We start from the raw sequence: 14,833 nt of genomic DNA, 5'->3' as shown, positions 1-14,833 counted from the left end.
GAGCATTCAGATTTAGAGGACCAGATAGGATTTTATATCAATACGTTAGCATTACGTAATGAAGTTCGTTCAGAGGATAGTTTTGAAGATTTATTTAGACGGGTTCGTCAAAGGACTTTAGATGCTTATGAGCATCAGGGATATCCTTTTGATCGTCTTGTTGAGGATTTAGAACTTCGTAGGGATACGAGTCGAAGTGCTGTATTTGATATGATGTTGGTATTACAAAACACAGGAGATGCTCATCAGGGAATAGGTATAAGTGATTCAGATGTAGAATTGATAACCGATCAGGGGTTTAATTTAAGCAAGTTTGATTTGAGTTTCACTTTTGAGGAACGTGGTGATTATTTGGCATTGCTACTAGAATACAACACAGATGTTTATGAGCAGGAGATGCTAGAAGGCTTTATAGTTCATTATAAAGAGTTTCTAGAGAAGTTACTTAGTAATCCAGAGGCCTTAATAGGGAGTATAGATTATTTGGCAGAAGAAGAGCGAGTGGAGTTACTAGATGTTTTTAATGCGACCGCGTTTGATTACCCGAGAGATAAGACCGTTGTAGAATTGTTTGAGGAGCAGGTAAGTAAAACCCCAGAGGCCATAGCCGTTGTTTATGAAGAGGAGCGTCTTAGTTATGAGGAGCTTAATAGGCGCAGTAATCAATTAGCACATTATCTACAAGCACATTATACCATCGAGCCAGATGATTTGGTAGGGATTATGCTACCGCGAAGTTCTTGGATGATTGTGGGGATCCTGGGGATCTTAAAGAGTGGAGGGGCTTATGTACCAATCGATCCTGATTACCCAGAGGATCGAATAGCTTATATGTTAGAGGATAGTAAGTGTAAAGTGCTTTTGGACGAAGAGTTTCTAGATAAATTTAATAATAATAAGTCAGACTATTCGACAGATAATTTATCGATAAGTTTATTGCCTTCTAACCTGGCCTATGTTATCTACACGAGTGGCTCTACAGGGAAACCTAAGGGAGTTATGATTGAACATAGAAGTTTAGTCAATTATTTAAGTTGGTCAACAAGATATTATTTAGGAGAAAATTATGATATAAGTAATTTTGGTTTATTTAGTTCTACATCATTTGATTTAACAAAAACAAGCTTATTTGGACCTCTTATTGTAGGAGGCAAATTAAAGATTTATTCAGAGACACAAGACATTCTTTTAATATTAAGAGACTATTTTAGCTTAAATAGTGATTTAAATTTTATAAAAATGACACCTTCTCATATATTATTAGTTGGGAAGTCAAAATTTGAAGATACAAATCTAAAAAAAGTTATTCTAGGTGGGGAAGAACTACACCAAATACACATAGATATTTTAAAAGATTTAAATCCATCGATTGAAATTTATAATGAATATGGACCAACAGAGGCAACTGTTGGTTGTATTGCTTGGAAATATGACGATAGTTTTTCTAAAATCCTTATTGGCCGTCCCATTTCTAACACAGAGATTTACATATTAAATAGGGAGGGCTTATTACAGCCAATAGGCGTTACAGGAGAGCTTTATATAGGAGGAGCTGGATTGGCTCGAGGCTATTTAAATAATGAGGAGTTAACGGCAGAGCGATTTGTCTCAAATCCCTTTAAAGAAGGTACTCGTATGTACAAGACGGGAGATTTGGGCAGATGGAATAGTGATGGCACGATTACGTTTTTAGGGAGAGAGGATGCTCAGGTTAAGATCCGAGGGTATCGCATAGAGTTAGGCGAGATCGAGAGTGTATTATTGGGGCATGCAGATATAGATGAGGCTGTAGTTTTAGCCAATGATAATGATGGAGTTAAGGAGTTGGTTGCATATTTTGTGAGCAACTTGGATCAGGACAGCGCATCACTGCGCAGTTATTTAAAGGGCTTTTTACCCGATTATATGCTACCAAGTCACTATGTAGCGTTGGATGTCTTTCCCTTAACACCCAATGGCAAGATAGATAGGCGCTCGTTACCCTCACCAGAGGGACTAGAGATTAGTCATGGAGTAGAATATGTAGCACCTGAGACAAATACTGAAAAGAAAATAATTTCAATAATTGCAGAGACCTTAGAATTGAATAAAAATAAAATAGGAATTAAAGATAATTTTTTTGATTTGGGAGCGAATTCTCTAAATGTGATAATTATACTAAATAAAATAAATGAGACGTTTACATGTAATTTAAATATTCTTCAATTATTTCAGTATTCAAATGTTAAATTAATAGTTGAAAAGCTTCTTTATAATAAAGAAACTTCTACTGAAGAGGTGAATGAATATGAAGACTTGAATGATTCTTTAGATGAAATTATAGATTCAATAGATTAATGATACTAAAAATAGTCTTGTATAATTATTTTAAATGCCATGTTCAAGTGATAAATGCAACTGGCCAGGTTGATTTTAATTTTTCTATTGGACTAATGTAGCCAAACTTTCTTATTCTACGGTTATTGATCATTTTCTCAATTTCCTTTATCCTCTGATGGTTGACTAGGTTCAGGTCTGTTTTCTTAGGAAGGAACCTTCTTATCACACCTATTCTATTCTCCACTGTCCCCTTATCCTGTGAGGTATAGGGTCTTGTAAAACAGGTTTTTACCTTATGTTTTTTGGCAATGGATTCATGTTGTGCAAATTCTTTTCCATTATCAAAGGTCAGGGTTTTCACCCAGCTGCTGCCTATTCGGGCAATGCACTGATTAATTATTTTTGCAACGGTTGTTGAATCTTTTCCATCGAGTTTATCCAGTTTGGTTATTAAAGTTGCCCTATCGGTCATTACCAATAGTGCGGATTTATGATCCTTTCCCATCATCAGGTCCACTTCGATATCTCCTATACGCTTCCTTTCATTGATTATTTCCGGCCGCTGTTCAATAGATGTCCTATTGGTTATAGCTCCTCTACAATCTTTATAATTGCCCGGTTTACGCTTCCGCTTTCCATGGCGCAGGTAAAAGTATAGGTCTTTGTGCTCAAGATCCTTTCTATGATGGCTTTTTTTGCAATGCCATATCCATCGATAAAGACATTTGGATATTTCGGTGGGAGCATGCCACTGATTTCGGTCAAATAGTGCCACTTTAAAAGATACTGCAATTATATAAAAATTTAATATTATTCCTTCTTTAGGATTTCTTTTCTTAATGATTCTCCTTTGAGATCGATGCGATGAGAAGAGTTTACAATCCTATCGAGTAGTGCGTCCGCTAAGGTCCCTTCCTCTCCAATAATTTCATACCAGGCAGAGACTGGTATCTGTGAGGATATTATAGTGGATTTTTGACCGTGGCGGTCATCAATTATATCCATAAGCGTTTCCCTGTCCTGGTTATCCAAAGCCTGCAGCCCAAAGTCATCAAAAATAAGAAGATCCGTTTTTATTAATTTCTCCAGTTCTTTTAAATAAGTTCCATCCACTTTACTTAGTTTAAGTTTCTTAAGAATTCTTGCTGTAATGGTATAAAAGGTCTTATAACCAGAGAGACAAGCCTGATGCCCTAATGCCCGCACTAGATAACTTTTACCCACACCCGAGGCTCCGCAAATTATTAGGCCTTCCTTACGGGATATAAAATCAAGAGTGCTTAAACGTACAAACATATTTTTGTCGAGATTCCTTTCAGGAGAATAGTTTATAACAGCAAGATTTGCATTTTGTCTGAAGCTAGCCTGTTTTAAAAGACGATCAATCTTCTTATTCTCCCGGTCTTCCCATTGGTGGCCTGTTAGCAGTGCCAGGTATTCATCACAGGTCATTTCACCCAAGCGGTTATCTTTAACGTGCTGAAGGTGTAACTGGGCCATCGCGCCCAATCGCATTGTTTTTAATTTTTCAATAGTCTGATTGTTGTTCATTGTTTTAAATATAATTTTTCATTCTTATTTATAAGCAGAGGCACCTCGTATGTTGGGATGTACCGGTATATGGTTTATTGTTTGCTCCAGGTCCTGGTAGAATAATGATGCTTTATCCATATTGTTTTTAAGGATATTCTTTATATGGTGGTAAGATGATGCTTCTCCCTCCAGGGCTCTCTTGCAGGCATTGTTGAGTCTTTCGGAGCCATATGCTTTGTGAAGTTGGAGGACTCCCATAGCACGTTTATATCCTATTTCAGGATACTCATGAGAGGTGAGGATTTTCTCAATACAGTTCAGTACATATATTCCATGAAGGGCTGCTTTTTTCTTGAAGAATTGCGGATTCCCCTCGGAATAAAATTTATGGGTACTATTGAGATGGGCCGTATTTGTAATATAACTTCCCTTAGCTCCATTACGCTGGTGTAGTGCTATTCTTTCCTGGTAGAAGTAGACTCCTACCATATCTCTTGTATAATGAATACAGGTCTCTTTTCCAATATACCGGTAGGGTACACTATAGGGAGAGAAGTACACGTATCCCATCTTCTGAACTTTAGCTTTTCTGTAATCCTTCAGCTCATAAGAACTTGATGGGAGTGGTTTTAAGTACTGACGTTCCACTGTCTGAAAAAGCTCTACACGACTGGCTTCTTTGCGTTTAAACAGTAAGTTATTATAGTTGATCAATAATTTTCTTATCTCCCGGTTTAGATCATCTAAAGTAAAGAAGGTCATCTCCCGAAGGGGATAATAGATGCGTTGATAGGTAAGATGCACAGCATTCTCCACCAAAGCCTTATCCTGGGGAGCATATCCCCGGGAATGATTGATCACGGAGTTATAGTGGCGGGCAAAGTCTTTAAAGGTGCGGTTGATCTCTTCCTCATATTTACTGGCTCTTATAATAGCTGATTTTAGATTATCTGAGACAATAACCTTAAGAACTCCACCATAAAAATTCAAGGCACTGGTGCAGCAAGTAATCAAGTCTCTCCGTTTCTGACTCAAGCAGTCTTCCACGTAAGTATATTGACTATTGAGAAGGATGGCAACGAATACTTGTATGGGAATGATTTCTCCGTTTTCTTTATCCACTATGTGAAGCTTCTTTCCGGCAAAGTCTATAAACATCTCGTTTCCGGCTTCGTGTTCAAGTTTCAAAGAACCCTTTGCCTTGGCATATTTTCGCCGATAATGTTCTAAAAACTGAGTATAACTATACGGATCCTTAGATATCTGAACATATTTCTGATAATGATATAAAAAGGTAAAGCCGGGATGATTCCTGGCTTTATTGACCCCTCAAAGTATAACATCCACTCATTTTGTCGCTCAACATCAAGGGTAGTGTGTGCGAGGAAAATAATTCAGATAAGGTTGCATTATCAAAATGCAGCAATTCTATAAAAGAATATTCGTTTGACGTAAACAACTTCATATAGATGTTTATCGTATTACGGGAAATTCCTAATGTAGAGCCGATTTTACGGTTACTGAACCCATCCAGATGTAGGGAGAAAATTTGTTTCAAGTCCATTGGATCAAGTGTGTCGGCCATATCGCTGGGTTTTAAGCGACAAGGTAGTTTTTACTTGATCTTTTAAAGTGGCACCATTCGAATCGTAAATCATTACACTTTGAAGTAACCAAAAGCGGCATCATTTGAACCGTTTTACTTGGCACGATTAAAACCGTAATATCCAAAATTCATGAGAAACGCCCTTTATGCCCAAGCATTTCCATTCAACGGTAATCAGTTCCAGGCTTAGGTGTTCGATCCTCATCCAATTTGCCGCCTGGATATTTAGCTCCTCTGTCAATAAAATGGATTTGGTTTTTTCTTTATGACGTTTAAGGGTTTTATCCTGTGCCAGTCGTGCAACGTAAATACCTGCACATCTACCACGCCTTCCTACATTTCTGGATAGTTCACGGGATATGGTGCTTTTGTTCACGTCTAATATAGCCGCTATTTCACTTTGGTTCTTTTCTGCCTCTAGCAATGCCTGAATTTGATACCTTTGCTCTTGGCAAAGCTGTTTATATTTGTTCTTCACAACACAAATTTAGCACTTAGCCAATCTCTGGGGATTAGCCCTCAGAGATTTTATTCTGTGTTGCATTTATTAGTTGAACTTAGAAATAATTACTTTATGGGAGTTAAAAATAATAAAGATATAGCGATAATAGGTATGTCGGGAAGGTTTCCAAAATCAAACAATATCAATGAATTTTGGGAGCATTTAATAAACGGCGATGAATTATCGAAATTTTATTCTGATAAAGAGTTAATTGAAAAAGGAGTTTCTCAAAATGAAATTGAAAATTTAAATTACATCAAGGTAGATTCTAGAATAGATAATTCAAACACCTTTGATTTTTCTTTTTTTGGATATACTCCAGATGAAGCTGCTGCAATGGATCCTCAAATAAGATTATTTCATGAACATGCATGGTTAGCACTCGAAAATGCAGGATATAATCCTTTGTCATATAAAGGGAAAATTGGATTGTATGCGTCAGCAAGTGATAATTTAAACTGGAGGATTAATAATCTATTATTAAAAAACGAAAATATTTCTCCTTTTTTTCTAAATCAAATTTCAAATAAAAATTTTTTAACCACTTTAATTTCGTATAAATTAAATCTTAGAGGGCCTAGTTATTTTATAGATACGGCTTGTTCTAGTTCTTTGACAGCAGTACATGTTGCATGTAGAAATTTACTTTTGAGAGAATGTAGTATGGCAATAGTAGGTGGTGTAAGTGTGGATTCTTCTACTACTATAGGGTATCACTATAAAAAAGGAGGTATTAACTCAAAAGATGGTCATTGCAGAGCTTTTGACCATAAATCTTCAGGTGTGATCTCTGGAGAAGGTATTGGCTTGGTAGTTTTAAAAAGATTGTCTGATGCTATAGACTCTAATGATAATATTTATGCTGTAATTAAATCGTCTTCTGTAAATAATGATGGTAAAGCTAAAATCGGATATACAGCACCTAGCATAGAAGGACAATTTGATTGTATAAAGGCAGCATATGGTGCAGCTAAAATTTCACCTGACTCAATTTCTTATATAGAAACACATGGAACAGGTACAAGATTAGGAGATCCAATTGAAATAGAAGCACTCAATAAAGTATTTGAAAATTATAAAAATCATACATGCGCAATAGGATCTGTAAAAAATAACTTAGGCCATTTGGATGTTGCAGCTGGCATTACGGGCTTAATTAAAACAGTCCTAGCTCTAAAAAACAAGCAAATACCTCCTACGATTAATTATGAGAAACCAAATCATAGAATAAATTTTAATGATGGACCATTTTATGTTAATACTAAATTAACGAAATGGGTAGCTAATGATACTCCTTTAAGAGCAGGAGTAAGTTCTTTTGGTATAGGTGGAACGAATGCTCATATTTTGTTAGAAGAAAATATGGATGAAAGAAAGCAGGAAGATAGTTATAATTATAAATTATTAAGATTTTCAGCCAGAACAGAAGGATCATTAGAACGTTATACTGAAAAGTTTTTAAAATATCTCAAAAGTGATTACTCTCATAATATAGCCGACATTTCTTATACATTACAAAAGGGACGTCATGATTTTATGCATAGGAAATTTTTAGTTTGTGATAGTAAAGCTGATGCTATTATGCAAATAGAACAAGGAAAACTCTTAAGTTCTAATTTAAGAGATTCGACTTTAAAATCGAATATTGTTTTTATGTTTCCAGGTCAAGGATCTCAGTATATAGATATGTGCTTAGACTTATACAAAAATGATAATGTCTTTAGATCTATTATGAATGATGGATTTAAGTTATTGGAAAATTTGTCAGGAGAAAATTATGAAGATATAATTTATAAAAGTCAAATTAATAAAGATTCTGAAGAGAAAATTAACAAAACGATTTATGCACAACCTTTACTTTTTTTAATTGAATACGCATTGGCTAAATTATTAATGGCATGGGGAATTAATCCAGATTTTATGATTGGACATAGTCTAGGAGAATATTCTGCGGCCTGTATAAGTAATGTGTTTTCATTTGAAGAGGGTTTAACATTGGTATATAAGAGAGCAGCATTAATAAATTCAGTAGATAAAGGAGAAATGCTTGCTGTGAGTGTTTCAGAAGCCCAAATATTACCTTTCTTAAATGACGATGTTTCAATTGCTGCGATCAATTCTCCTGAATTATTGGTTATTTCGGGGACTATTCAGGCGATGAAAGAAATCACTAAAAGACTTAAAAATAGAGATATAGCTTATATGAATTTAAAGGCATCTCATGCTTTTCATTCAAAAATGATGGAACCCATTAAGGATAAATTTAAGAGTTGTTTTGAAAACGTGTTGTGTTCTGATATGCAAATTCCAATAGTGTCAAATTTATCTGGAAAACCTATATTATCTGAAGAGGCATCATCAAGTAATTATTGGACAAAACATTTATTAGAAACAGTAAATTTTTCAAAAGGAATTGAATTTTTATTAAAAGCAAATGATACGGTTTTTATTGAAATAGGACCAGGAAATGCACTTACAAATCTAGTTAAACGTAACAATAGAAGATTAAATCTTAAGAATACCTCAATTAGTGTGGTGCGATCAGCTAAAAAATCTGTCGATGATAATAAAGAATTATTACTTGCTCTTGGAACATTATGGAGTAAAGGGATCGATGTTAATTGGGATAAATATTATTATGGTAAAACTCGATATAAAGTCCCTATACCAACTTATTCTTTTGATACTCCAGTATTTCAATCAAAAGTAAATCCTATGAATTTGCTTAAGCATAATAATTTTATAGAGACGAAAACTAATCGAAGAAATGTTTTAGATTGGTTTTATTTAATAGAATGGAAAAAATCTTTTATTTCTGAAACATCAAATATTAAGATTTTATCAAATTGTTTTTTAATCTTTTTAGATAATGATGAATTTAGCAAGGCTTTAACTGATAAGTTAAAAATTGATGGAAATGATGTAATAATTGTAAAAAAAGGTTCCTCATATTCTAAAACAGAGAATTTTGAATATGAGATTAACCCTTTAAGAGAGAACGATTACGAACTATTGTTTCAGGATATTTCTATTAATAATAAAGTTTTTGATCAAATTATATATTGTTGGGGAATCGGAAATTCAAAAATTAATTTTGAAAGTAATGATTTTAAACCTCGTTTTCAACAAGCTAATGATGTTCTTTTAAGCTTATTGAAAATTTATAATAATTTTCGTTTAGAAGATTATGAGAAAAATATAAAATTGACAGTATTTTCAAATCTAAATCATGAAATATTACATGGCGATTCTTTAAATTATAATACAGCTTCGACTTCTAGTATGTTGAGAATTTTGTCTCAAGAAAATAATAAAATTAAAGCTTTTCAAATAGATGTTAATGTTAATGAAACTAATACTGATTTGATTTTAAATGAACTTAAATATAATTTTAGTGATTTAGTAATTGGATATCGTGGTAAACAACGTTGGACGCAACGATATGAAAATATAAAACTAGGTACATTAAAAAATGAAACTAAAGTGATTAAATATGGTCTTTATGTAATTACTGGAGGTTTAGGGAAAATTGGTTATGCCTTTGCAAAATATCTTATTGAAACTTATGAAGCAAAAGTCATTCTTTTAGGAAGATCTATTTTACCGCCAAGCAATGAATGGGATAATATTCTTATTTGTGAGGATTATGATTTAAATATCATTGAAAAAATTGAAAAACTGAAAAGTTTAAAAGATAATGTTGATTATTATCAATGTGATGTCTCTAATTTTAAATCTTTCTCGTCTGTTATTGAAAATATCGAAGAAAAATATAACCAAATAAATGGTGTTATACATGCCGCAGGGGTAACAAATCATAACACTTTCAGGTTTATTAAAGATGTTACCAATAGTGTTATGGAAGAGCACTTTAAACCCAAACTGAATGGACTTATTAATCTATATAAGATTCTTTATACAAAAAAAGTGGATTTTGTTTGGATTACTTCTAGCTTATCTACAGTTTTAGGGGGAGTGACTTATATGCCCTACGCAGCAGCTAATGGATTTATGAACTCTTTTGTTAATGCAAATAAGAATGAAATATCAAATTGGTATTGTGTTAATTTAGATGCAATCAGTGAAAATAATAATAAAGCTATTAATTTTAAAGAATTGATGGTAGTATTTGAAAGATCATTTAGTTTTGAAAATAATACAGAAATTATAATTTCTGTTGATAGTTTAGGAGAGAAGTTAGAAAAAGATAATACCCTTCTTCTAAAAAATGTGGAGCCTACAGGAATGATTACAGAAAGACCAAGTATGGTGGTAGCTTATAAAGATGCAACTTCCCCTACAGAAAAGCAATTGCAAATAATTTGGGTAGACTTTTTTAAATTAGAAAGGATAGGAATTCAAGACGATTTTTTTGATTTAGGAGGTGATTCTCTTAAAGCTATTACAATCATGAAAAGAATTTCTAATGTTTTTGGAATTGAAATTTCTATTCATTCATTTTATGATAAGTTAAGTATTGAAAAAATAGCTTTAGAAATTGACATAATGTTAAATATAATATCTATGGAGGAGAAGAAAAATTCAAGTTCCGATTTAAATGAGTTAAAGGTTTAATATGAATATATCGCATTTTATTTTGTACTTGGCAGAGAATGATATATTTCTGTCAATAGAAGATTCAGAGTTAAAAATAAGCTTTAAAGGAGATAAAATTGATGATGAGATTATTGAAAAAATTAAATCTCATAAATTACTTTTAATAAGTTATCTAAATAAATATAAAAGGGTTGGTGTTTTTAAAACAATTAGCTCTGTTCCTATATCTTCAAGTTATGCCATATCTTCAGCACAGCGACGTTTATGGGTTTTGAGTCAATTTGAGGGCGGCTCTTCGGCCTATAATATGCCTTCTCGTTTAGTTTTAAATGGCAGTTATGATGTAGATTTATTTAAACGTGCCATTTATTCGGTAGTAGACCGTCATGAGATCTTACGTACTGTTTTTAAGGAGAACTCCCAAGGAGAGATTCGTCAGTGGATATTAGAACGAGATGCTTTAGGTTTTGAGATCGGTGAATTGGATCTACAAGGCGAAGCAGATATCGAGTCCTCGGTATTGCGTTATCTGGATAACGACCGTATGGTGGAGTTTGATTTAGCCAAAGGTCCACTATTACGCGCTATATTACTACAGGTATCAGAAGACCGTTATGTTTTTTATTACAATATGCATCATATTATTAGTGATGGATGGAGTATGGATGTATTGTCAAGAGATGTATTTAAGTATTATGAGTTTTATAAGAGTGGAGGCGAATTAGACTTACCAGCGTTACGGATTCAATATAAGGATTATGCGAGTTGGCAATTGTCTCAATTGAGTACATCTATTTATCAGGGCCATCGAGATTATTGGACGGGCTTACTGGGAGGAGATCTTCCCGTTTTAGACTTACCAAGTTCAAAGGTACGTCCCGTGATACAGAGTCATCAAGGTCAATTACTTCGCACTTACATATCAAAGAAATCTACTCAGGGGTTAAAGCGATTTAGCCATCAAGAGGGAGGTACCTTGTTTATGGGCTTACTGTCTAGTTTGAAAGCATTGTTGTACCGTTATACGGGTCAAGAGGATTTGGTAGTAGGGACACCCGTTGCAGGGCGAGAGCATTCAGATTTAGAGGACCAGATAGGATTTTATATCAATACGTTAGCATTACGTAATGAAGTTCGTTCAGAGGATAGTTTTGAAGATTTATTTAGACGGGTTCGTCAAAGGACTTTAGATGCTTATGAGCATCAGGGATATCCTTTTGATCGTCTTGTTGAGGATTTAGAACTTCGTAGGGATACGAGTCGAAGTGCTGTATTTGATATGATGTTGGTATTACAAAACACAGGAGATGCTCATCAGGGAATAGGTATAAGTGATTCAGATGTAGAATTGATAACCGATCAGGGGTTTAATTTAAGCAAGTTTGATTTGAGTTTCACTTTTGAGGAGCAAGGTGATTATTTGGCATTGCTACTAGAATACAACACAGATGTTTATGAGCAGGAGATGCTAGAAGGCTTTATAGTTCATTATAAAGAGTTTCTAGAGAAGTTACTTAGTAATCCAGAGGCCTTAATAGGGAGTATAGATTATTTGGCAGAAGAAGAGCGAGTGGAGTTACTAGATGTTTTTAATGCGACCGCGTTTGATTACCCGAGAGATAAGACCGTTGTAGAATTGTTTGAGGAGCAGGTAAGTAAAACCCCAGAGGCCATAGCCGTTGTTTATGAAGAGGAGCGTCTTAGTTATGAGGAGCTTAATAGGCACAGTAATCAATTAGCACATTATCTACAAGCGCATAGCGATATAAAAACCGGAGATTATATAGGCGTTATGTTAGAGCGTTCTATTAATAGTGTAGTGGCTATGTTATCAGTAATGAAATTGAATTGTTGTTATGTACCATTAAATATAGAATACCCATCAAGTCGTCTCACGTATATTTTAAAAGACTCGAATATAGTATTATTAATAACAGAGTCTAGTTTAATAGATCCAGGATTAGATTTGTTTAATACAATACCAATATCAATATCCTCAGTAAATTTATCTGAGTATTCACCAAGAGATTTAGATTTAAAAGAGGAAAGGATAGATGACGCGTTTGTTATTTATACCAGTGGTTCTACAGGTTTACCTAAGGGAGTTATTCAGACACATTTAATGTTAAGTAATTTAATTCAGTGGGATCTTAATAATTCAGGAATAGAGAGAGGCTTATGTCATTTACAGTATTCCTCATTTAGTTTTGATTCTTCGCTGCATGATATTTATTTTGCTTTGAGTGGAGGAGGAAAGGTTTGTATAGTTCATAAAGAAGCTTTATTAGATTATGACTTACTTAGTTCTTATATTTTAACCCATGAGATAGAGGTTTTGTCTTTTCCATTTGCAGGGTTGAATAATTTTTACAATGAACTAAATGTTAATAGTTTATTAGGACATCATATCAAACATATAGTATCGACAGGAGAACAATTATATGTTTCAGGGGCTTTGCAATCGTTTTTAAGCTCTAACCCTGAAGTAGAATTACATAATCATTATGGTCCATCGGAGACCCATGTAGCTACTAGTCATACTATGAGTTTTCAATCTGAAGATTTAGAGCATCGTTCTTCTATCGGCGTTCCAATTTCCAACACAGAGATTTACATATTAAATAGGGAGGGCTTATTACAGCCAGTAGGTGTAACGGGAGAGCTTTATATAGCAGGATCTGGCTTGGCTCGCGGTTATTTAAACAATGAGTTACTTACTAAAGAGCGATTTGTCTCAAATCCCTTTAAAGAAGGTACTCGTATGTACAAGACGGGAGATTTGGGCAGATGGAATAGTGATGGCACGATTACGTTTTTAGGGAGAGAGGATGCTCAGGTTAAGATCCGAGGGTATCGCATAGAGTTAGGCGAGATCGAGAGTGTATTATTGGGGCATGCAGATATAGATGAGGCTGTAGTTTTGGCCAATGATAATGATGGAGTTAAGGAGTTGGTTGCATATTTTGTAAGCAGCTTGGATCATGACAGCGCATCACTGCGCAGTTATTTAAAGGGCTTTTTACCCGATTATATGCTACCAAGTTACTATGTAGCGATGGATGTCTTCCCCTTAACACCCAATGGCAAGATAGATAGGCGCTCGTTACCCTCACCAGAGGGGTTAGAGATTAGTCATGGAGTAGAATATGTAGCCCCAGAGACAGATACAGAGAAGCAGTTAGTAGTTATATGGGAAGATATTTTAGGCAAAGAGAATATAGGTGTGAAGGATGATTTCTTTGAGTTAGGAGGTCATAGTTTAAAGGCTACACGTCTTTTATCAAAGCTTCATAAAACCTTTGAGGTAAAGTTAGCTTTGAAAGACTTGTTTGTTCACACAGTATTGGAGACACAGGTTTCTTTATTAGAGGAAGCTACAAAGTCTGCGTATGTATCCATCGAAAAGCTAGAAGCATCGTCAGATTATGCTATATCAGATTCACAGCGACGTTTATGGGTTTTGAGTCAATTTGAGGGCGACTCTTCGGTTTATAATTTACCATCTCGTTTAGTTTTAAATGGCAGTTATGATATAGAGTTATTTAAACGTGCCATTTATTCGGTAGTAGACCGTCATGAGATCTTACGTACTGTTTTTAAGGAGAACTCCCAAGGAGAGATTCGTCAGTGGATATTAGAACGAGATGCTTTAGGTTTTGAGATCGGTGAATTGGATCTACAAGGCGAAGCAGATATCGAGTCCTCGGTATTGAATTATCTGGATAACGACCGTATGGTGGAGTTTGATTTAGCCAAAGGTCCACTATTACGCGCTATATTACTACAGGTATCAGAAGACCGTTATGTTTTTTATTACAATATGCATCATATTATTAGTGATGGATGGAGTATGGATGTATTGTCAAGAGATGTATTTAAGTATTATGAGTTTTATAAGAGTGGAGGCGAATTAGACTTACCAGCGTTACGGATTCAATATAAGGATTATGCGAGTTGGCAATTGTCTCAATTGAGTACATCTATTTATCAGGGCCATCGAGATTATTGGACGGGCTTACTGGGAGGAGATCTTCCCGTTTTAGACTTACCAAGTTCAAAGGTACGTCCCGTGATACAGAGTCATCAAGGTCAATTACTTCGCACTTACATATCAAAGGAATCTACTCAGGGGTTAAAGCGATTTAGCCATCAAGAGGGAGGTACCTTGTTTATGGGCTTACTGTCTAGTTTGAAAGCATTGTTGTACCGTTATACGGGTCAAGAGGATTTGGTAGTAGGGACACCCGTTGCAGGGCGAGAGCATTCAGATTTTAGAGGACCAGATAGGATTTTATATCAATACGTTAGCATTACGT

General features: G+C 34.7%; 8 protein-coding genes. 3 read left to right on the top strand and 5 right to left on the bottom strand.

All coding sequences use genetic code 11. The annotated features are described in order from the left end of the window. Positions 1 to 2,337, top strand: a 2,337-nt coding sequence (locus P163_RS16860) for a non-ribosomal peptide synthetase (protein WP_081891375.1), incomplete at its 5' end; no start/stop codon positions are given. Between the two features lie 43 nt (positions 2,338 to 2,380). On the opposite strand, the gene P163_RS16855 is transcribed toward P163_RS16860, so the two are convergent. From P163_RS16855 to P163_RS16840, 5 genes are all read right to left on the bottom strand, one after another. Then, complete coding sequence (locus P163_RS16855; protein WP_051931314.1) at positions 2,381 to 3,094, bottom strand: IS30 family transposase; 714 nt, start codon at positions 3,092 to 3,094, stop codon at positions 2,381 to 2,383. A 35-nt stretch (positions 3,095 to 3,129) separates the two neighbouring features. Beyond that, positions 3,130 to 3,870, bottom strand: coding sequence for an IS21-like element helper ATPase IstB (gene istB / locus P163_RS16850; RefSeq protein WP_034894699.1), 741 nt, complete (start codon positions 3,868 to 3,870; stop codon positions 3,130 to 3,132). 24 nt (positions 3,871 to 3,894) lie between these two features. Further along, entirely contained in the window at positions 3,895 to 5,115 is a 1,221-nt protein-coding gene (istA, locus tag P163_RS16845) for an IS21 family transposase (protein ID WP_231556263.1), read from the bottom strand. Between the two features lie 55 nt (positions 5,116 to 5,170). Beyond that, the gene (locus P163_RS18845; RefSeq protein WP_410503408.1) at positions 5,171 to 5,416 is read right to left on the bottom strand and encodes a LuxR C-terminal-related transcriptional regulator; all 246 of its coding nucleotides are present in this window, start codon (positions 5,414 to 5,416) and stop codon (positions 5,171 to 5,173) included. Positions 5,417 to 5,564: 148 nt separating this feature from the next. Further along, positions 5,565 to 5,936, bottom strand: a complete 372-nt coding sequence (locus tag P163_RS16840) for a helix-turn-helix domain-containing protein (protein ID WP_051931313.1) — start codon at positions 5,934 to 5,936, stop codon at positions 5,565 to 5,567. A 96-nt stretch (positions 5,937 to 6,032) separates the two neighbouring features. On the opposite strand from P163_RS16840, the gene P163_RS16835 reads away from it, so the two are divergent. Together P163_RS16835 and P163_RS16830 are read left to right on the top strand one after the other, a co-directional pair. Beyond that, positions 6,033 to 10,535 carry a type I polyketide synthase gene (locus P163_RS16835; RefSeq protein ID WP_156100742.1) on the top strand — a complete coding sequence of 1,501 codons (4,503 nt, stop codon included), beginning with the start codon at positions 6,033 to 6,035 and terminating at the stop codon, positions 10,533 to 10,535. A 1-nt stretch (position 10,536) separates the two neighbouring features. After that, positions 10,537 to 14,833 (top strand): non-ribosomal peptide synthetase (locus P163_RS16830; RefSeq protein WP_034894692.1); only part of this gene is annotated, 4,297 nt, incomplete at its 3' end.

This window comes from Gillisia sp. Hel_I_29 (assembly GCF_000744275.1).
Lineage (GTDB): Bacteria > Bacteroidota > Bacteroidia > Flavobacteriales > Flavobacteriaceae > Gillisia.
The sequence above is the reverse complement of the archived record's forward strand: the minus strand, read 5'-3'. Positions and strand labels throughout refer to the sequence as shown.